18 protein-coding genes are annotated in these 20,440 nt (G+C 70.8%); 11 read left to right on the top strand and 7 right to left on the bottom strand.

The window, feature by feature from the left end; translation table 11 throughout:
- Positions 1–53: 53 nt before the first annotated feature.
- From OG607_RS38095 to OG607_RS38075, 5 genes are all read right to left on the bottom strand, one after another.
- Positions 54–767: a GntR family transcriptional regulator gene (locus OG607_RS38095; RefSeq protein WP_405733672.1), complete on the bottom strand. Its 714-nt coding sequence runs from the start codon at positions 765–767 to the stop codon at positions 54–56.
- Positions 768–863: 96 nt separating this feature from the next.
- Positions 864–1,259, bottom strand: a complete 396-nt coding sequence (locus OG607_RS38090) for a PPOX class F420-dependent oxidoreductase (protein ID WP_405733669.1) — start codon at positions 1,257–1,259, stop codon at positions 864–866.
- A 132-nt stretch (positions 1,260–1,391) separates the two neighbouring features.
- The gene (locus tag OG607_RS38085; RefSeq protein WP_405733666.1) at positions 1,392–2,198 is read right to left on the bottom strand and encodes an amino acid ABC transporter ATP-binding protein; all 807 of its coding nucleotides are present in this window, start codon (positions 2,196–2,198) and stop codon (positions 1,392–1,394) included.
- A gap of 5 nt (positions 2,199–2,203) precedes the next feature.
- Complete coding sequence (locus OG607_RS38080; RefSeq protein WP_405733663.1) at positions 2,204–3,007, bottom strand: amino acid ABC transporter permease; 804 nt, start codon at positions 3,005–3,007, stop codon at positions 2,204–2,206.
- A gap of 34 nt (positions 3,008–3,041) precedes the next feature.
- Positions 3,042–3,914 carry a transporter substrate-binding domain-containing protein gene (locus tag OG607_RS38075; RefSeq protein WP_405733660.1) on the bottom strand — a complete coding sequence of 291 codons (873 nt, stop codon included), beginning with the start codon at positions 3,912–3,914 and terminating at the stop codon, positions 3,042–3,044.
- A gap of 587 nt (positions 3,915–4,501) precedes the next feature.
- Between OG607_RS38075 and OG607_RS38070 the strand changes: the two genes are divergently transcribed.
- The 7 genes from OG607_RS38070 (at position 4,502) to OG607_RS38040 (ending at position 11,580) form a co-directional block, all read left to right on the top strand.
- Positions 4,502–5,125 (top strand): proline racemase family protein, encoded by a 624-nt coding sequence (locus tag OG607_RS38070; protein WP_405733658.1) that lies wholly within the window; start codon positions 4,502–4,504, stop codon positions 5,123–5,125.
- 119 nt (positions 5,126–5,244) lie between these two features.
- A complete protein-coding gene (locus OG607_RS38065) occupies positions 5,245–6,489 on the top strand; it encodes an NAD(P)/FAD-dependent oxidoreductase (RefSeq protein ID WP_405733655.1) in 1,245 nt (414 codons plus the stop codon).
- Positions 6,490–6,548: 59 nt separating this feature from the next.
- On the top strand, positions 6,549–7,466 hold the full coding sequence (locus OG607_RS38060) for a dihydrodipicolinate synthase family protein (RefSeq protein ID WP_405733652.1): 918 nt from the start codon (positions 6,549–6,551) through the stop codon (positions 7,464–7,466).
- Entirely contained in the window at positions 7,466–8,539 is a 1,074-nt protein-coding gene (locus OG607_RS38055) for a proline racemase family protein (protein ID WP_405737320.1), read from the top strand. The genes OG607_RS38060 and OG607_RS38055 overlap by 1 nt, the downstream gene beginning before the upstream one ends.
- Positions 8,539–10,029, top strand: coding sequence for a gamma-aminobutyraldehyde dehydrogenase (locus OG607_RS38050; RefSeq protein WP_405733650.1), 1,491 nt, complete (start codon positions 8,539–8,541; stop codon positions 10,027–10,029). The genes OG607_RS38055 and OG607_RS38050 overlap by 1 nt, the downstream gene beginning before the upstream one ends.
- Positions 10,030–10,048: 19 nt before the next feature.
- Positions 10,049–10,822: an SDR family NAD(P)-dependent oxidoreductase gene (locus tag OG607_RS38045; RefSeq protein ID WP_405733647.1), complete on the top strand. Its 774-nt coding sequence runs from the start codon at positions 10,049–10,051 to the stop codon at positions 10,820–10,822.
- Positions 10,819–11,580 carry an SDR family NAD(P)-dependent oxidoreductase gene (locus OG607_RS38040; protein ID WP_405733644.1) on the top strand — a complete coding sequence of 254 codons (762 nt, stop codon included), beginning with the start codon at positions 10,819–10,821 and terminating at the stop codon, positions 11,578–11,580. Before OG607_RS38045 ends, OG607_RS38040 begins: the two co-directional genes overlap by 4 nt.
- A gap of 265 nt (positions 11,581–11,845) precedes the next feature.
- Here OG607_RS38040 and OG607_RS38035 read toward each other — a convergent pair whose 3' ends face one another.
- Together OG607_RS38035 and OG607_RS38030 are read right to left on the bottom strand one after the other, a co-directional pair.
- On the bottom strand, positions 11,846–12,211 hold the full coding sequence (locus tag OG607_RS38035; protein WP_405733641.1) for a hypothetical protein: 366 nt from the start codon (positions 12,209–12,211) through the stop codon (positions 11,846–11,848).
- A 159-nt stretch (positions 12,212–12,370) separates the two neighbouring features.
- A complete protein-coding gene (locus tag OG607_RS38030) occupies positions 12,371–13,063 on the bottom strand; it encodes a TetR/AcrR family transcriptional regulator (RefSeq protein ID WP_405733638.1) in 693 nt (230 codons plus the stop codon).
- A gap of 185 nt (positions 13,064–13,248) precedes the next feature.
- Between OG607_RS38030 and OG607_RS38025 the strand changes: the two genes are divergently transcribed.
- From OG607_RS38025 to atzF, 4 genes are all read left to right on the top strand, one after another.
- Entirely contained in the window at positions 13,249–14,079 is an 831-nt protein-coding gene (locus OG607_RS38025) for an urea amidolyase associated protein UAAP1 (protein ID WP_405733635.1), read from the top strand.
- A complete protein-coding gene (locus OG607_RS38020) occupies positions 14,076–14,714 on the top strand; it encodes an urea amidolyase associated protein UAAP2 (RefSeq protein WP_405733632.1) in 639 nt (212 codons plus the stop codon). The genes OG607_RS38025 and OG607_RS38020 overlap by 4 nt, the downstream gene beginning before the upstream one ends.
- Positions 14,705–18,244 carry an urea carboxylase gene (gene uca, locus OG607_RS38015; protein WP_405733629.1) on the top strand — a complete coding sequence of 1,180 codons (3,540 nt, stop codon included), beginning with the start codon at positions 14,705–14,707 and terminating at the stop codon, positions 18,242–18,244. The genes OG607_RS38020 and uca overlap by 10 nt, the downstream gene beginning before the upstream one ends.
- A gap of 227 nt (positions 18,245–18,471) precedes the next feature.
- Positions 18,472–20,127 carry an allophanate hydrolase gene (atzF, locus tag OG607_RS38010; protein ID WP_405733626.1) on the top strand — a complete coding sequence of 552 codons (1,656 nt, stop codon included), beginning with the start codon at positions 18,472–18,474 and terminating at the stop codon, positions 20,125–20,127.
- Positions 20,128–20,440 lie beyond the last annotated feature (313 nt).

Below are 20,440 nucleotides of genomic sequence, written 5' to 3'. Positions count from 1 at the left end.
AGGCACCCTTTGGTGCAGGTCCGTCATCGCCCCGCGCCGGGCCCGGTTCCCTGTCAGGCATCAGGGTCGCGGGCGTGCTTCTTCCGTTCGGCGAGTATCTCGATGAGTTCGCCGGCGCTCGCCATGGTGTGGCGTTCCACCTCGGCATCGATGGTGGCCGGGTCGCCGTCGAGGATCGCCTCGATGAGCCGCTCATGGACGTGCAGGGCGCGATCGGGATCGGAACGGGTGCTCTCGTCGACCATGATGGCGATGTTGATCTGGGCTTCCACGGTGGGCCACAAGCGTTCGAGCATGGTGTTCTCGGAGGCGGTCCAAACGGTCCAGTGGAGGTTGACGTGCGCCTGGTGGAGGCGGTTCGGGTCCTGGGCGGCGTGGGCCGCCTGGTACTCCTCCCAGCTGCGGCGGAGCTTCTCCTTCCGGGAGCCGTCGGGATCGTCGGCCAGGGCCCGGGCGGCCAGTTTTTCCAGGGCGACCCGGACCGCGGCCACGTCGGCGATGAACTTCTCGTCGATGTCGGTGACGACGACTCCGCGGTAGGGCTGCTGTTCGAGGAGTCCTTCGTGTGTCAGCTGGTAGACGGCCTCACGCAGGGTGGGACGGCTGACCCCCATCTGCTGGGCGATCTGGACCTCCCGAAGCCGTTGCCCCGGTCCCAGCTCTCCCGCCAGGATGGCCCGCCGCAACTCGTTCACCACGGCGTCGCGGCGGGTCTGGTTGTTGACCGGCCGGGGCCCGGTGGTTGCTTGGGGGGCGTGGTCACTCATGGGTCCTCCGCAGATTGTCAGACCACATAGTAGCCACCGCCATGACATCCTTGCGGTCCGGAAGCCGGAGAGTGGGCCGGCCGCCTCACGGGGCGATCAGGCGCCGTACTCGGTGACGCGCTCGGCGCTGACGGTGACGACGACTCTGGGCGTCGTCGCGGTCTCCTGCCAGGGCCGGCCCTCGTACTTGTGCGAGAGTTCGTCGATCAGCTCCGGCCCGCCGTCCCGGGTGATGGTGACCGGTCCACGGACGACGGCGTAGACGTAGGGGTTGTCGCGGTCGGTGATCAGGATGCCGGCGCGGGGGTCGCGCAGCAGGTTGAGGTGTTTTACGCGGCCCTCGACGGTGGAGAAGGCGATCCCGTCTCCGTCGTCGGTGGCCTTCACCCAGACTATGGACTGCTGGGGCAGGCCGTCCCTGCCGATCGTGGCGAGCGTCGCGAAGTTGGGCTCGGAGGCCAGTTTCCGTGCCAGTTCGGTGAGTTGGGGCATGTCGGTGACCTTTCGGCAGGAGACGAAGTTTCCGGGAGGGGGCGGCAGCAGGCCCCGCCCGGACCGGCGCAGCGGAGGCCGGCCCGGTGCGGTGGGCGGGGTCGCCCTTCCAGGTCGGCCGCCGGGGGCCGTTCAGAAGCGTACGGCGTCGATGAATGCCTGAAGTCCTGGTGTCTGCGGATCGTTGAAGGCCAGTTCCGGTGGCACGTCCTCCTTGATCAGGCCGTCCTCGAAGAAGCAGATACGGTCAGCGGCCTTGGAGGCGAAGGCCATGTCGTGGGTGACGATGCCGCATGCGATGCCTTCCTCCTCCTTCAGCTTGGTCAGCACGCCCAGCACCTCGGCCGCCACCGGCGGGTCGAGCGCGGACGTGATCTCGTCGCACAGCAGCAGACGGGGCCGCATCATCAACGCCCGTGCGATGGCCACCCGTTGGCGCTCGCCACCGGACAGCTGGGTGCACCGGCTGCGCAGGTGGTGTGCCATGCCCACCTCGGTCAGGGCCCGCTCGGCCCGCTCCAGCAGCTGGGCCTTGGACTCGCCGAGAGCGAGGCGGGGGGCGATGGTGAGGTTGTCGAGGACGTTCATGTGGGGCCACAGGGTGTAGCTCTGGAAGATCATTCCGATCTGGCTGCGGAGGTCCTTCCACGCGTCCTGGTACTCGCCGTCGCGCACGACGGCCTGGCCCGCGAGGTCGATGTCCCCGGCGTCCGGCTCCTCGAGACCGGCGATCACCCGCAGCAGGGTGCTCTTGCCGGAACCGCTCTTGCCGATGAGGACGGCGATCTCGCCGCTGCCGATCCGGAAGTCGGCCTCCTTGAGGACGGGGCGGCCGTGGAAGGACTTGCTCACACCGCGCGTGCGCACGAACGCGCCGTCGAGCCCCGCGTCGGCATCGGTGTCCGGTGTCTTGTCGAGGGTCGGGTTGGTCTCTGTCATCGTGATCAGACACCTTCCGGCTTGAGTACGGACTTGAGGGCGGGGTTGGCCAGGGCGGGCGGCCGCTGTCCGGGGCGCAGCCGTGCGAGCGTGCCACGCAGCCCTGACGTGGGCGGCTGGGCGCCACGCGAACCGCTGGTGATCAGGCGCCGCTCGATGTAGCTGGTGAGCAGGGTCGCGGGGAAGGCGATCACGAAGTAGAGGACGGCGACCAGGGTGAAGATCTCCATGGGCCGGTAGGTCTGGCTGGAGAGGATGTTGCCCTGGAAGGTCAGGTCCGCCAGTCCCAGCGCGGAGACCAGTGAGGTGTCCTTGAACATGCTCACGTTCAGGGACAGGATCGTGGGGATCTGCTGGCGGAAGGCCTGCGGCACGATGATGTGCCGCAGGATCTGCACCCGGTTCAGGCGCAGCATGTGCGCCGCCTCGATCTGCTCGACGGGCACCGACTGCATACCGGCGCGGTAGGTCTCCGACATGAACGCGGTCAGGTGCGCGGTGAGGGCAATGATGATCGAGAGCTTGCCGGGCAGGTCGAGACCGAGGAGCGCCGGAAGGGCGTAGAACACCCACAGCAGCTGGATCAGCAGCGGTGTGCAGCGGAACACCTCGATGTAGAACTGCGCCGGCCAGCGGATGACTTCGATCTTCGACATGCGGGCCACGGCGAGCGGGAAACCGAGGACGGCGCTCGCGACGATCACGATCGTCGAGATCTCCAGCGTCAGCCACAGCCCGTCCAGCAGCGTGGGCAGCGCGGGGCCGAGGACGCTCGTGTCGAACGAGTAGGCGAGGTTCACGGAATTCATCGCGGATTACCTCCGAAAGGACGGCGAGACCGGGTCAGGACTTGATCTCGAGGTCGCCCAAGGCGTCCACCTCGCGGTAGCCGGCCTCGGCGAAGGCGCGGTCGATCTCGCCGCTGGCCACCGAGTTGTCGATGGCGACGTTGAGGATGTCCATGGAGCGGGCGTCGATGCCGGCGGGGACGCCGTACGCCACGTGGTGCACGAAGATCGCCGGGTCGGGGACGATGATGCCGAGGGACTTGTCCTTGGTGGCCATGTCGACGGCGGTGCCCAGGTCGGTGAAGACGGCGATGGCCTTGCCCGCCTTCACGCCGGCGGCCGCGTTCTGGAAGGTGTCCACGCGAAGCTCCTTGGCCTTGGCCTGCTGCAGCGCCGCGTCCAGCGCGGAGCCCTGCGTGGTGGCGATGGGCTTGTTCGCGTCGAGGAGCTGCTTGCTGGTGCTGTAGTCGCTGTCACGCTCCGCCAGGAACACGCCCGGGTAGGACCAAGAGCCGTGGGTGAACCGGATCGCGAGGCTGCGCTCGACGGTCTGGTCGAGGTCGGCGGCGACGTCGTACTTGTCCGCCTGGAGCCCGGCGACGATGTTCTGCCAGGTGGTCGCCACCGTCTTGACCTTCACGCCGATGCCGGTCGCGAAGTTCTCCATGGGTATCAGGTCGGGTCCGGTGCACGTGCCGTCCGTCTTGACGACGATGGTGGGCGGGGCGTCGGCGCAGCCGACCCGCAGCACACCCGCCTTCTTGATCTTGTCGACCCAGGCAGCCTTGGCGGAGTCACCCGAACTGGCGACGGTCTGGGTCGAGCCGCCGTCCGAGCCGGCCTTCCCGCCGAAGTACCCGGCCAGCCAGGCCAGGACGAGAACTCCGACCACGTAGAAGGTGTACCTGCTCTGCTTGGTGAGGGCCATGGCTGGTGCTCCAGTGCTAGAGGCTGAGTGTGCGGGGTGTGGCATGGGGGGATTCGGTCTGTCCGGGGCGTGCGGGGCCGTGCTCGGCGGTACGTGAGCGGGCTCAGGTGGCGAGGAGAGCGCCGCCGTGGCGATGCCCCCTGCGACGGGCAGCTCCCGGCAGGTCTGTGTGGGGGGCAGGCGGTCTGCGAGTCGACGCACTGGAGGTGTCGCTCTCATGAGGCATCCGTAGATTGTCTGACAAGCAGCGAGATGTTCGGAAGGTTAGAAACGCGACTCCGCCGTGTCAATAGCCGAAATCTGGATGTTCCGATGAAGTGATCAGCCGACCCTGCGGCCCGCGATGACGGTCGCGCACCCCACGAACGGGGCCTTGACCTGGCCTTAAAGGGTGACGTGACGCCACTTCCGGCGCGTCGGGCAGCACGGCGTCCGACACTCAGGAACGGACCGCAAAACGGGCGCGTGGCCACGCAGGGCCGGTCGAGTCATTCACTTCCGGGCATTGACCGCGCCGGGTGATCCCGTCTACCGTCCCAACCAAGCCGCCGATTGTTTGACAATCTGCGATCTCGAAGGGAGGGCCCATGAGGTTCAGTCGCGCCTTGAACGTGGTGGACGCGCATGCCGAGGGCGAGTCCGGAAAGGTCGTCGTCTGCGGGGTCGGGCCGGTCCCGGGCGAGAACCCCTTCGACAAGATGCGCTACTTCGAGGGGCACTACGACCAGCTGCGCAAGCTCCTGGAGCCGACGGAGTACCCGGTGATGTCCGGCTCCAACACCATGTGCGTGGCCACGGTGCTTCTGGAGACCGGCGCGCTGCCCATGACCGAGCCCGTCACGCACCTCACGCTGGAGTCTCCGGCCGGCCTGAAGCTGGTCAACCAGCCCTCCTTCGTCTTCGTTGATGCCTCACCAGGAGAACCCGCTGATCCCCGGCATCACGAACGCCGTGTTCGCCGGGCCGCTCCACCACGAGCTGGACGAGGACGGCGCCGAGATGATCCGTCCAGGAACGCGACCGTCGACTCTCCCGGCCGGATCGACCGCTCCCCGTGCGGCACGGGCACCTCCGCCCGCCTCGCTGTACTGCACGCGTACGGCCTGCTGGAACAGGGGCAGCTCTTCCGGCACGAGTCGCTCATCGGCAGCCGGTTCGACGCCCGTATCGAGTCCACCACCACTCTGACCGCGCTGCGGCAGATGCCCTGACGACACGCTCGCGTGTCATGACATGACGCGGATCATTTGACGATCTCCAGTCGGGTACGTATGGCCGGCCCGCTGGTGAGAGGCGCCGCAGGCGCCCCTGTGAGGAGGTATACGACTTCATGCGGACCATCGTTGTGGGAGCCGGCGCCGTCGGCCTGGCCGCCGCCTACCGGCTGGCCAAAAGCGGCTGCGAGGTGACCGTTCTCGACGCCCGGAGCGCGGGCTCGGCCGCCTCGCACGGCAACGCGGCCAAGATCGCCCTGGCGGAGAGCGGCCCGGTGCCGGCGCCGGGCGTGATCCTGCAGTCCCTGAAGTGGATGCTGAAGCCGGACAGCCCGCTCTACGTCAAGCCCTCGCTCAACCCCGCCTTCGTGAAGTTCATGCTGACCATGGCACGGCACTGCACCGCGCGGGACTTCCGCCAGGGCCTGGAGACGACCCTGCGCCTCGCCGAGGGCACCATGGACCTCCTCGACGACTGGACCCGGGACGGCATCGCCTTCGAGATGCACAAGGCGGGCGTGCTGCTGGCCTTCGAGACGAAGGAACGCTACGAGGAGCAGCTCGCCTCCCTCGACATCTTCGAGAGCTTCGGCATGGTCGCCGAACACCTGCACGGAGACGCCGTACAGGCCAGGGAACCGGTGCTGAACAGCCGCATCAAGCACGGCCTGTTCTTCCCGGACGACCGCCAGGTCGAGCCCGACTCCCTCACCCGGGGCCTGCTCAAGCGGTGTACGGAACTCGGCGTCGAGATCCACGAAAACACCCCCGTACGCCGCTTCCTGCGCCAGGGCGACACCGTCACCGGCGTGCTCACCGACAAGGGCGAGTACACGGGCGACACCCTGCTGCTGGCCGGCGGCGTATGGACCGCCCGGATGGCCGCCCAACTCGGCGTCCCCCTGCCGATCCGGCCGGGCAAGGGCTACAGCGTCGACTACTCGCCCTCCCCGGTGCCGCTGCGCACGCCCCTCACGCTGGAGGACGCCCGTGTCGCGGTGACCCCGCTGAACGGCTATCTGCGGCTGGCGGGCACCATGGAGTTCGGCGGCCTGGAGGAGAGCATCAACCCCAGGCGCATCGCCGCGATCAAGCAGGCGGCCGCCGACTCCCTCACCGGCTGGGACAACCCGCCCGGAGAGGCCAGTCCGTGGGCCGGGCTGCGCCCGATGACCCCGGACGGCCTGCCGATCATCGGCCGTCTCGATCCCCTTCCCAACGTCTATGTCGCCTCGGGCCACGGCATGCTCGGGCTCACCCTCGCTCCGGCCACCGCCGAGATCATCACCGAGGCCATCACCACGCGCCGCCTTCCGTCCGTCGCCGAGGCGGTCTCGCCGCGCCGCTTCACCCGCCGGTGAATCGCACCGGCCTCCCACTGCCGACCCTTTTCCCTCATGCTGATATCAGGAGTTCCTTCATGAGCGCCCCCCAGTTCACCGGCATCCTCGCTGCCGTCGTCACCCCGCTGACCACGGACGGCTCGGCCGTCGACGCCGAGGGCATCCGGCGTCAGGCCGACCACATCATCGGCGGCGGCGTCCACGGCCTCGTGCCCGGCGGTAGCACCGGCGAGTTCACCACGCTGAGCCTCGGCGAACGCAAGCAGGTCACCGAGCTGTACGTCGAGGCCGCCGGCGGACGCGTCCCGGTCGTCGCCGGGACGGGCGCGCTCAGCACGGCGGACACCGTGGAGCTGAGCGTGCACGCGGAGAAGGCGGGCGCTTCCGCCGTGATGATCGTGCCGCCGTTCTACGACGCCCCCACCTTCGACGAAATGCGGGGCTTCTTCGGCGCGGTGTCCGACGCCATCGACATCCCGATCATGTACTACAACATCCCCTCGGCCACAGGCGTCAGCCTCGCGCCCGAGGAACTGGCGAAGCTGGCCCGGGAGACCGCGATCACCTCCTACAAGGACACCGGCGGCGACTTCACGTGGTTCTCCACCGTCCAGCAGCAGCACGCACAGGACATCACCGCCCTCAACGGCTGGGACACCCTCACCTTCGCCGCCCTCGCGAGCGGCGCGAAGGCCGGGGTGTGGGGCACCGCCAGCGTGATCCCCCAACTGTGCGCCGACCTGTACGACGCTCTCGCCGTCCGTGGCGACCTGCACGCCGGACGCGAGCTGTGGGCCAGGATCTTTCCGATCTGCCAGTTCCTGGAGTCCCACAACTACGCCTGCGGCATCAAGACCGGCCTCGGCCTCGTCGGCGTCAGCGCGGGCCCCACCCGCCGCCCCGTCCTGCCGCTCGCCCCGCAGTACGTCGCCGAGTTCCGCGATCTGCTCATCGCGGCCGGTGTCACGGTGACTGAGGAGAGCGTGGCCGCGTGATGGCCCCGTACCGCCGTATCGACGCGATCGACGTCCACGCCGAGGGCGAGCCGGGACGCGTGCTGATCGGCAGCCATCTGCACGTCAAGGGCGCCACGATGGCCGAGCGACTGCAGTACTGCGAGAAGCACCTCGATGACCTGCGCCGGCTCCTGCTCCGGGAGCCGCGCGGCTACCCGGCCCTGTGCGGCGCCCTGGTGCTGCCCCCGGCCGACCCGGCCGCCGACTTCGGCCTGGTGGTGCTGGAACAGGGCGGCTTCCGCCCCATGTCCGGCTCCAACCTCATCTGCGCGGTCACCGCACTCGTGGAGACGGGCGCGGTGCCGGTGAGCGAACCGGTCACGGAACTCACCGTGGACACCGCGGTCGGCCTCGTCCGCCTCCGCGTCGAGGTGTCCGGCGGCAAGGCCGCCCGGGTCACCTTCGCCAACGTCCCGGCCTTCGTGGTGGCCCTCGACCACGAACTGGACCTGCCCGAATACGGCCGTGTCCCGGTCGACATCGTCTTCGGCGGCCAGTTCTTCGTGCAGGCCCGCGCCGTCGACCTCGGCCTCACCCTGGAACGGTCCTCGGCCGGACAGCTCACGCGTGCCGGAGCCGTCCTGCGCACGGCGGCCCAGCAGCAGTTCCCGGTCAGTCATCCGCTCAACCCCGGCATCGACCAGATCGCCCTGACGATGATCCACGGCCCCTCGCCCACGCCCGGCGTCTCCGGCCGCAACACCGTCGTCCTGCCCAACGGCGAGGTGAACCTGGCCGACCCGGCCACCTGGACCGGCTCACTGGACCGCTCCCCGTGCGGCACCGGCACCTGCGCCCGCATGGCCGCCCTGCACGCACGGGGCGAGCTCCCTCTGAACACCCCCTTCGTCCACGAGTCGATCATCGGCACCACCTTCACGGGCACGCTGCTCGACACCACCCAGGTCGGGCCGCACGAGGCGGTGCTGCCGACGATCAGCGGACGCGGCTGGATCACCGGATTCAACCAGTACGTCCTGGACGACACCGACCCCTTCCCGCACGGCTACACCCTCGGCGACCTGTGGGGCGCCGCCGAACAGGAGCGCTGATGGAGACCACCGGAACGCAGTTCATCGCGGGCAAGCGCCGCCCCGGAACGTCCGGCGAGGAGTTCTCGGTGACCAATCCGGCCACCGGAGAGGTCCTGGCCACCGACACCCTGGCCGGCGCCGAGGACGTCGACGAGGCGGTCGCCGCCGCCAGGGACGCCTTCGCGGACTGGTCGCGCACCACTCCCGCCGAACGCTCCGAGACAATGCTGCGCTGGGCGGACCGACTCCAGGAGCGTGCCGAGGAGTTCGCCGACACCGAAAGCCGGATCGGCGGCAAACCGATCAGGCTGACCCGTGGCTTCGACATCCCCGGCACCATCGACAACGTCCGGTTCTTCGCCGGTGCGGCCCGCAACCTGGAGGGCCGCGCCTCCGGCGAGTACTCCGGCGACCACACCTCCACGATCCGCCGCGAACCCGTCGGCGTCGTCGGCTCCATCGCCCCCTGGAACTACCCGTTGCAGATGGCGGCGTGGAAGGTGCTGCCCGCCGTCGCCGCAGGCAACACCATCGTCCTCAAGCCGTCCGAACTGACCCCGCTGACCTCGGTGATGTTCGCGGAGGCGGCCCAGGAGGCGGGCATCCCGGACGGCGTCATCAACATCGTCACCGGCACCGGGCCCGCCGCCGGGCAGGCGCTGGTCACGCACCCCGACGTCGCCATGGTCTCCTTCACCGGTTCCACGGCGGTGGGGCGCCAAGTCGCCGCGCAGGCAGCCGGGCTGGTCAAGCGCGTCCACCTCGAACTCGGCGGCAAGGCTCCCTTCGTCGTCTTCGACGACGCCGACCTGGAGGCCGCGGCCCGCGGTGCGGTGGCCGGGGCACTCATCAACGCCGGCCAGGACTGCACCGCCGCCACCCGCGCCTACGTCCAGCGTCCGCTGTACGAGGCGTTCGTGGCCCGCGTCGCCGAGCTGATGGACGACGTACGCCTGGGCCCGGTCGACGACCCGGCCACCGACATGGGCTCCCTGATCTCCCTCCGGCAGCGCGACAAGGTCGCCGCCATGGTCGAGGGCGCCCGCCGGACCGGCGCCACCGTCGTACGCGGCGGAAGGATCCCCGACGGACCACTCGGCCGGGCCGCCTACTACGAACCCACCCTCATCACCGACGCCGCACAGGACTCGCCCATCGTGCAGCAGGAGATCTTCGGCCCGGTTCTCGTCTGCCTGCCCTTCGACGGCGACGACGAGGCACTCCGCCTGGCCAACGACACCCCGTACGGGCTCGCCGCCTCCGCCTGGACCACCAACGTCTACCGCGCCGGGCGGGCCGGCCGCGAGATCCAGGCGGGCTGCGTCTGGATCAACGACCACATCCCGATCATCAGCGAGATGCCGCACGGAGGCTACAAGACCTCCGGCTTCGGCAAGGACATGTCCGCCTACTCCTTCGACGAATACACCAACATCAAGCACGTCATGTCGGACATCACCGGCGCCCCGCACAAGGGCTGGCACGACGTGATCTTCACCAGCCACTGAACCACCGAATGGGAGTGTCATGACCGACTCGGCCGCTGCTTCCCGCTTCCGGGAGAAGGTCTGTGTTGTCACCGGCGCGGGCGGCGGTATCGGATCCGCGATCGCCAGGCGTCTGGCACGCGAGGGTGCCACCGTCGTGGTCTGTGACGTCGACGGAGCCGCAGCGGGCAAAGTCGCCGCGGAGATTGCCGCAGAGGGCGGGACAGCCGAGGTCTCGCGGTTCGACCTCGCGGACGCGAGCGCATGTGTCCAGGTCGTCGACAACGTGGTCGCCCGCCACGGACACCTCGACGTGCTGGTGAACAACGCCGGCATCAACCGACGCGGCGACCTCCTCGCCCTCTCCGAAGAGGACTGGGCGACCAGCTTCGCCATCAACGTGCACCCTCTGTTCCACCTGTGCCGGGCAGCGCTGCCGCACATGGCGTCCCGCGGCGGTGGAGCCATCGTCAACACAGCCTCGCAGTGGGGCCTGCAGCCGGCGCCGGGACACATCGCGTACAACGTGACAAAAGCCGCAGTCGTCGCCTTCACCCGCAGCCTCGCCCGGGACCACGCCAACCAGGGCGTCCGAGTCAACGCCGTGTGCCCGGGAGAGATCCGAACACCGATGGTGGAGGCGAATCTCGCCCGAACGGGACGCACCGTCGCCGACCTCGACGCTCTGGTCCCGTTCGGCCGCATCGGGACACCTGAAGAGGTCGCGGCGCTGGTCGCGTTCCTCGCCTCGGACGAGGCGCCGTACATGTGCGGATCCATTGTCGAGATCACCGGAGCGCAGGCAGTCGCATGAGCATCGAGACAACTTCCTCCGGCAGCCTTCTCCTTGCCGGAAAGACGGTCCTCGTCACAGGTGCGTCACGCGGCATCGGACTGGCGACCGCACTCGCCGCTCACCGCGAAGGCGCCTACGTCGTCGCGCACTGGGCCAGCAGCGAACAGGCCGCCCTCGACCTCCAGCGCCGCCTGGGAGACCGCGGATGTCTGGTCCGCGCCGATCTTCGTGACGCAGACGGGACGGAGACCATGTGGCAGGAGGCTCTGGCCTGGCGCGGCCGTGTCGACGTCCTGGTCAACAACGCGGGAGCCTGGCTCGGATCGCCTCTCGAAGACCCGGCACAGTGGCGCCAGGGGTGGGCCGACAACCTGGCCCTCAACCTCACCGGGCCTGCAGACCTCAGCCGCAACGCGGTGCTGCACTTCCGTGAGCGCGGCGCGGGCATCGTCGTCAGCGTGTGCAGCCGTTCCGCACACCGAGGGGACGACGCGGAACACCTGGCCTACGGCGCCGCAAAGGCGGGCTTGCTGGCCCTGACCAAGGGCATCGCCAGGGGATTCGCGGCCCACGGCGTCCTCGCCTACTCCGTGGCACCCGGGTGGGTCGCGACAGACCTCGCCGATGCAGGTGATGCGGATGGTGCGAGCGTGCCCCTGGGAGAGATCACTCCGCCGCAGGACGTGGCCGAGATGATCGTATTCCTGGCCTCAGGCCGTTCGCGTCATGCCACGGGCGCCACGATCGACATCACCGGCGCGGCCTACATCCGCTGAACATGGCCTGTGGAGAATGTCGATCGCTTCCAGGACGGCCACGAGAAGGTCACGCATCGGGCGGCGACTGCGTGGCCCCGAGACCGGGACCAGGGCGGAGCGCGTGCATCGCAGTGCACATCGAGGGCACTCGGCTGTCTCTGGCGAACCCGCTCCGGCCCTCCTGGAACCGACTCAATAGCCGCCGCCGTGCCGTCCTCGCCGTCCGGCCGGCCTCGCCTGACCCAAGCCGCGTGGTCGGCTCGGTCGCGGTCCTCCCGGCAGGTCAGCCCAGCTGCGCCGTGACGTGGTCGATGACCTCGCGGAACTCCACCGTCGGCGAGAAGTCCACGTACTCGCAGTCCTCCAGCGCCACGGGGACATGGCCGGGCGGCCAGTAGAAGGCCTGGCCCGCCTCGTAGATCTCGTCCCCCTCCTTCGTCAGCATCTTGAGCCGCCCCTTGAGCACGTATCCCCAGTGGGGGCACGGGCACATGTCGTCCGGCAGACCCTTGAGGGCCGGGCCCATGTCCGTGCCCTCGGGGAAGCGGACGAACGCCACCGTGATGTCGTCGCCGATCTCCTGCATGCGCAGCTCCATGCCGCCGCCCGCGATCGCGACCGGTGTGTCACTGCGTGTGGTCGCTGTCATTGCTCCTTCTCCTTCCTCCCTCCTTCCAGTCTCGCCGGTAGGGTCTGCGCATGCAGCGCGGATTCAGCCCGTCCGGCGTTTGAGGACACGCCCGGAGGGCGTTCGGGGTCCGGGGCGGAGCCCCGGCGGGTCCGGGCGGAGCCCGGAAACGACCTCCGGTCAGGGCGCGGCCAGCAGCGCTTCGCCCTCGCGCCGGAGCTTGGGCAGTACGTGCTCGGGGCAGCCCGCCACCCGCAGCGCGGCGTCGGCCGTGGCGGCGGCGAAGGCGGCGGGGTCGTGTTCGTGGTCGCGGCCGGGCGAGGAGCGGCGGATGAGGATGACGCCTTCGATGAGGCCGAAGACGAGGTCGGCGCGGACGGCGAGGTCTTCGGGGGCGAGGTCGGAGCCCGCGGTGGTGGCGGCCAGCAGGGAGGCGTAGGCGGCCTTGAGGTCGTCGCGGACGGCGCGGAAGGCGGCGAAGCGGTCGGCGCGGACCTCGGGCAGCAGATAGAGGGCGCCGAGGTTGTGGGGGCCGGTGCTCAGGAGAGCGGCGTCGGCACGGCAGAGGGCCCAGAGGCGCGCTTCGGCGGGGACCTCGTGGCGGGCGGCGAGGCCGAGGGCGAGGGCGAGGGAAGGGCGGACGGTGCCCTCCAGCAGGGCGGCGAGCAGGTCTTCCTTGCCGCCGAAGTAGTGGTACATGGAGGCCTGGCGCATGCCGGCCCGTTCGGCGACTGCACGGGTCGTGGTGGCGGCGTAGCCGCGCTCGGTGAAGAGCTCGGCGGCTGCGGTGAGGAGTTCCTCGCGGGCCGTGAGGCCGCTGTCCGGCCGCGTCTGCGCGCGCGGCCTTCCGACGCGCCGTCCCGTGGTGCTCATCCGACGATCGTCGCACATGCGCGCGGGCGGTCGGGACCGGACGTGGCGTGAGTGGTCGGTAACTCGCCCGAAACGGCCGGGCAATCGCACCGAAGCCACGCCCGCCTAATTTCTGTCGTGCGACAGAAATAGGGCCCGTAAACCGGAGAACCGACCGCAGAACCACAGAACCGGAGGTGCAAGCCGTGGCCACAGGGACGACACACGGAGCCCGGGACCATGCCCGCGCGCAGGAGGGCTCACGGGCCGATACCATGCCCATCCTTCCCGCGCGGGACTGGCCGACGCCACCGCCCGGCATCGCACCGGACCGCGTCATCTGGGCCGAGACCGTGGCCGGCGGCAACTACACCCACAAGGCCCTCGCACGCGGCGCCGAGCTCCGCCTCACCGACCTCGCCGGGGACGCCTGCGCGCACGTCCTGCTCTACGCGGACGGCCGCCCCTGGGAGCGGCTGAACGCCGCCGACACGGTCAAGGTCCTGTGGAACGCGTACCTCGGCGAGGGCCACCTCCTCCTCTCCGACCAGGGCCGCGTCCTCGCCTCCGTCATCGCCGACACCAGCGGCCACCACGACGCGCTGTGCGGCACCTCCACCGCCGTACGCAACACCGCGCGCTACGGCGACGGCTCGCCGCAGGGCCCCTCCCCCGCCGGGCGGGAGCTGCTGAAGCTGGCCGCGCTGAAGAACGGGCTGGAGCCGCGCGACCTGCCGCCGTCGGTCTCCTTCTTCCAGGGCGTACGGGTCGTGGCCGACGGAAAGCTCGAGTTCACCGGATCCGCCGGACCGGGGGCCGCCGTGACCCTGCGCGCCGAGCAGCCGCTGACCGTGCTGATCGCCAACGTCCCGCACCCGGTGGACCCGCGCCCGGACTACGTGTGCACCCCGCTCGAAGTGCTGGCCTGGCGCGCCGGGCCCACCGCCCCCGGCGACCAGCTGTGGGAGGCCACGCCCGAGGGCCGCCGCGCCTTCCTGAACACCGCCGACCACCTCGCCGCCAGGGGGATCGCATGAGCGTCACCACCACCAGCACCACCACCGTCCCGGCCCGGGCGCCCTGGTCCGCCGTGGTCCGCAAGGGCCAGCACCTCACCATCACCGACCTCGGCGGCAACCAGGCCGTGGACTGTCTGCTGTACGACGCCCACGACACCGCCGTCCGCTACAGCGCGCCCGACACCATCCACGCGCAGGGCAACATCTTCCTGACCACCGGCAGCGTGCTGCTCTCCAACGAGCACACCCCGCTGATGACCGTCGTCGAGGACACCTGCGGCCGCCACGACACGGTCGGCGGCGCCTGCTCCAAGGAGTCCAACACCCTGCGCTACGGCCACCACACCTGGTCCCAGCACGCCTGCGTCGAGAACTTCCTCGCCGAGGGCGCCAAGCACGGCCTGGGCAAGCGCGACCTGGTCAGCAACATCAACTGGTACATGAACGTCCCCGTCGAGGAGGACGGCACCCTCGGCATCGTGGACGGCATCTCCGCGCCCGGCCTGAAGGTCGTGCTGCGCGCCGAGACCGACGTCCTCGTCCTGGTCTCCAACTGCCCGCAGATCAACAACCCCTGCAACGGATTCGACCCGACCCCCGTAGAGATGACGATCAGCGAGGACGCAGAGGACGTAGAGGACGCATGCGCATGACGGGCTTCGACACCCTCCTCGTCGCCAACCGGGGCGAGATCGCCGCCCGCATCATCCGCACCGCCCGCCGCCTCGGCCTGCGCACGGTCGCCGTCTACTCCGACCCCGACCGCCCCGCGCCCCACGTCCGCCTCGCCGACCAGGCCGTACGCCTCGGCCCGGCCCCCGCCAAGGCCAGCTACCTGGACGTGGACGCCGTTCTGGAGGCCGCCCGCAGCACCGGCGCGGGCGCGATCCACCCGGGCTACGGCTTCCTCTCCGAGGACGCGGACTTCGCCCGCCGCTGCGAGGCCGCCGGCCTGGTCTTCGTCGGCCCGACCCCGCACCAGCTGGAGCTGTTCGGCGCCAAGCACACCGCCCGCGCCGCCGCCGAGGCCGCCGGGGTGCCGCTGCTGCCGGGCACCGGGCTGCTGCCCGGCCTGGAGGCGGCCACGACGGCGGCCACCGCGCTCGGCTATCCCGTCATGCTCAAGGCCACCGGCGGTGGCGGCGGCATCGGGATGCAGGCCTGCCACTCCCCCGCCGACCTCGCGGAGGCATGGGAGCGCGTGCAGCGGGTCGCCGCCGCGTCCTTCTCCTCGGCCGGGGTCTTCCTGGAACGCCTCGTCGAACACGCCCGCCATGTCGAGGTCCAGGTCTTCGGCGACGGCCACGGCCGCGTCCTCACCCTCGGCGACCGCGACTGCTCCCTCCAGCGCCGCAACCAGAAGGTCCTGGAAGAGGCCCCCGCCCCCGGCCTCCCCGACTCCGTACGCGCCCAACTCGCCGACACCGCCCGCGCGCTGTGCGCCTCGGTCGGCTACCGCTCCGCCGGGACCGTGGAGTACGTCTACGACGCCGCCCGCGAGCAGGCGTACTTCCTGGAGGTCAACACCCGCCTCCAGGTGGAGCACCCGGTCACCGAGGAGACGTACGGCGTCGACCTGGTCGAATGGATGCTGCGGCTGGCCCGTGGCGAGGCCTTCGAGCCGACCCCGCCCGCCCCGCGCGGCCACGCCGTCGAGGCCCGGATCTACGCCGAGGACCCGACGCGCGGCCACCGCCCCAGCGCGGGCGTGCTCACCCAGGTCGTCTTCCCCCCGGACGTACGGGTGGACGCCTGGATCGAGACCGGCACCGAGGTCACCACCTCCTACGACCCGATGCTCGCCAAGGTCATCGTCCACGGCGCCGACCGCGCCGACGCACTGGACCGGCTCGCCCGCGCCCTGGACGGCACGCGCATCGACGGCATCGAGACCAACCTGGGCCTCCTGCGCGCGGCGGCCGCCGAACCCGCCCTGCGCAGCGCGGCCCACACCACCGCCACCCTCACCTCGGTCACCGACCCCACCCCCCGCATCGAGGTCGTCCGCCCCGGCACCCTCACCACCGTCCAGGACTGGCCCGGCCGCACCGGCCTGTGGCATGTCGGCGTACCGCCCTGCGGCCCCATGGACGACCTGTCCTTCCGCCTCGGCAACGAGGCCCTGGGCAATCCCGAGGGCGCCCCCGGGCTCGAATGCACCCTCCAGGGCCCGCAGTTGCGCTTCACCCACCCCACCACCGTCTGCGTCACCGGCGCGCCGGCCGCCGTCACGGTGGACGGCACGCGCATGCCGCAATGGGAGCCGTTCACCGTCCCCGCCGGAGCCGTCCTGGACATCCCGGCCCCGGCGGAACACGGCCTGCGCACGTACGTTCTCTTCGCGGGCGGCCTCGACATCCCCGCCTTCCTCGGCAGCGCCGCCACCTTCACCCTCGGCCGCTTCGGCGGGCACGGTGGGCGCACCCTGCGCGCGGGGGACGTGCTGCACGGCGGCGTGCAGACCGCGACCGGCATGCGCATACCGCCCGACCGCCGCCCCGCCTTCGCCGCCGAGTGGCTGATCGGAGCGGTCGAAGGCCCGCACGCCGCCCCCGAGTTCTTCACCGAGCAGGACATCCACGACTTCTACGCCGCCGAGTGGAAGGTCCACTTCAACTCGGCCCGCACCGGGGTGCGCCTCGTCGGCCCCAAGCCCCGCTGGGCCCGCACCGACGGCGGCGAGGCCGGCCTGCACCCGTCCAACATCCATGACACCCCGTACTCCGTGGGCGCCGTCGACTACACCGGCGACATGCCGGTGCTCCTCGGCCCCGACGGCCCCTCCCTCGGCGGCTTCGTCTGCCCCGCCACCATCGTCACCGGTCAGCGCTGGAAGCTCGGCCAGCTCCGCCCCGGCGACATCGTCCGCTTCGTCCCGGTCACCGACAACACCTCCGCCGACCGCCCCGCCCCCTCCCGCCCCGCCCACCAGGACGGCGGCGTCCTCGACCGGCTCCCGGCGACCGACGCCCGCCCCAGCGTCACGTACCGCCGCAGCGGCGACGACAACCTGCTCATCGAGTACGGCCCCATGCAACTCGACCTCGCCCTGCGCATGCGCGTCCACGCACTCGCGGAGCGCCTCGCCGCCGACGGCCTGCCCGGCGTCATCGACCTCACCCCCGGCATCCGCTCCCTGCAGGTCCATGTCGACCCCGAGATCCTCCCCACCCCCAAACTCCTCGACCTCGTCCGCGAGGCCGAGGCCGAACTCCCGCCCACCGACCAGCTCCGCGTCCCCAGCCGCACCGTCCACCTCCCCCTCTCCTGGGACGACCCCGCCACCCGCGAGGCCATCGCCCGCTACATGGCCGGCGTCCGCGACGATGCGCCCTGGTGCCCCTGGAACATCGAGTTCATCCGCCGTGTCAACGGCCTCGACTCCGTCGACGACGTCTACCGCACCGTCTTCGACGCCGAATACCTCGTCCTCGGCCTCGGCGACGTCTACCTCGGCGCCCCCGTCGCCACCCCCCTCGACCCCCGGCACCGGCTCGTCACCACGAAGTACAACCCCGCCCGCACCTGGACCGCCGAGAACTCGGTGGGCATCGGCGGTGCGTACCTCTGCGTCTACGGCATGGAAGGCCCCGGCGGCTATCAGTTCGTGGGCCGTACGGTGCAGGTCTGGTCGAGCCGCAAGTCCGAACCCGAACAGCCCTGGCTCCTGCGCTTCTTCGACCGCATCAAGTGGTATCCGGTCGAGGCGGACGAACTGCTCGACATGCGCGCCGACATGGCCGCCGGCCGGCTCCGGCTCCGCATCGAGGACGGCGAGTTCTCCCTCGCCGACCACCAGCGCTTCCTCGCCGACAACTCGGACTCCATCGCCGCCTTCCGCGCCCGCCAGGCCCACGCCTTCGGCGCCGAGCGCGACGCGTGGGAGGCGGCCGGCGAGTTCGCCCGCGCGGAGGCGGCGGTGGCGCCTGCCGCCGCGGCTGCCGATGTCACGGTGCCGGACGGGGGGTGCGCCGTGGAGGCCGAATTCGCGGCGAGCGTGTGGCAGGTGGCCGTACGGCCCGGTGAGCGGGTGCGGGCGGGGCAGAAGCTGCTCGCCCTTGAGGCCATGAAGATGGAGTCCGCGGTCGAGGCGCCGGTAGACGGCGTCGTGGCCGAGATCCTGGTCGGGCCCGGGGACCAGGTGGACGCCGGCACGGCTCTGCTTACGCTGGCCCCGGCATGACGGGGCTTCCCCCACCCCGCCCCTTCCCGAAACCAGGGGCAAGCCCCCTGGACCCCCGAACGCCCTGCGGGCGTGTCCTCAATCGCCGGACGGGCTGAATTTTCAGCCCGTCCGGCGATTGAGGACCGGGTCCGGGCAGAGCCCGGTTTCGGGAAGGGGCGGGGTGGGGGAACACCCCTTTCGCCCACAGACCTGCATCTACCAGCCCACCACCCCAAGGAACCGCGATGACCGGACCCGCCCTCACCCGCGTGCGCGCCGCGTACAGCCGGATCGGTGAGACAGACCGCCCCGAGATCTGGATCGGCCTGCGCCCGCAGGCCGAGACGGAAGCCGAAGCCCGGGCGATCGACGCACGCGTCGCCGCAGGCGAGAGCCTCCCGCTCGCCGGGACCGTCGCCGCCGTCAAGGGCAACATCGACGTGGCCGGGCTGCCGACGACCGCCGGGTGCCCTTCGTACGCGTATGAACCGGCACAGGACGCCCCGGCCGTGGCCCGCCTCAGGGCTGCCGGGGCGGTGATCCTGGGCACGACGAACCTGGACCAGTTCGCGACGGGCCTGGTAGGGACCCGGAGCCCGTACGGCGCGGTGCGCAACGCGCATGACCCGGACCGCGTCAGCGGCGGTTCGAGCAGCGGGTCGGCGGTGGCCGTGGCGCTCGGGATCGCCGATATCGCGCTGGGTACGGACACGGCGGGCTCGGGCCGCGTACCGGCCGCGTTCAACGGGATCATCGGGATCAAGCCGACGTACGGGCTGGTCCCGACGGAGGGCGTGGTGCCGGCGTGTGCCAGCCTGGACTGCGTGACGGTGTTCGCCCGCGGCATCCCGGAGGCGGAACGCGCATTCGGCGTACTGGCGACCCCCACGGGAAGGACGGCGCAGCTGCCGGCCCGCCGCCCCGGCCCGTGGCGGGTGGCGGTACCGGCCACGGAGCAGCTGGGCGAGCTGGACCCGGGCTGGGCGGAGGCCTTCGAGGCGGCGGCGAGCCGCCTCGAGCACGCCGGAGCGGAGCTCCGGCGCATCGACCTCGCCCCGTTCACCGCCGCGGCGGAGCTGCTGTACGAGGGCGCGTTCGTGGCTGAGCGCTACACCGCCGTGGGCAGCTTTATCGACAAGAACACAAATTCCCCGGACCTCGACCCGACGGTCGCCCGGATCATCACCGCCGCCCGCGAGCTCCCGGCGCACCGCCTCTTCGCCGACCGGGACCGCCTGGCGGTCCTGCGCGAGCAGGCGATGACGGCGCTCGGCGACGCCGACGCGCTGCTGCTGCCCACAGCCCCCGGCCACCCCACTCTCGCCGAGGTCGCGGCCGACCCGCTGGGCGCGAACGCCCGCCTGGGGCGGTTCACCAATTCCGCCAATCTCCTGGACATGTGCGGGATCGCCGTCCCCGCGGGCGAGGTCAGCGGGCTCCCCTTCGGCGTGATGCTGATGGGCCCGGGATTCACGGACGAGCGCGTCGCCGCGGTCGCGAGGCTGCTGACGCCGGTCACCCGGCTCGCGGTCGTCGGGGCCCATCTGTCGGGGCAGCCCCTGAACCACCAGCTCGTCGGCCTGGGCGCACGGCTGGCCGCCACGACCACCACCGCTCCGGAGTACCGGCTGTACGCGCTCGACACCGAACCGCCGAAGCCCGGCCTGGTACGGGTACCGGCCGGGGAGAACGGTGCGGCGATCGAGGCGGAGGTCTGGGAGCTGCCGGTGGAGGGGCTCGGAGCCCTTCTGGCCGGGCTGCCGCGCCCCATGGCGCTGGGGAGGGTGACGCTCGCGGACGGCACGAGTACCCCGGGATTCCTGTGCGAACCCGCAGCAGTCGAACGCGCTGCCGATATCACGCATCTCGGCGGATGGCGCGCCTATCTCGCCAATTCGTGAATCGGCGTGATCCTTTCGAACGCCACATTTCCCCGCCGTAAATGAATCGAGCGGCCGCGCGACCATAAAGAGACAGGAGTTCGATCAGGCCCGGCGGGCATCGTACGACCCCGCCCGGGTCGCCCACCGGCGCGTTCCGCACCACCCCGCACGCCCCCACCCTGTTGACAGAATTCCGGACGCCGTCAACCGACGCCAACAGTCGTCGCACGTCACACGAACTACCTCCCGTCCCATGCCGGTTCATGTCGCGGGCGGCCACCCTTGACCGCTTCTGCGTGTCCCTGCCACCGTTCTCTCGGATTGCACAGGG

This window comes from Streptomyces sp. NBC_01537 (assembly GCF_045040445.1).
Taxonomy (GTDB): domain Bacteria; phylum Actinomycetota; class Actinomycetes; order Streptomycetales; family Streptomycetaceae; genus Actinacidiphila.
The sequence above is the reverse complement of the archived record's forward strand: the minus strand, read 5'-3'. Positions and strand labels throughout refer to the sequence as shown.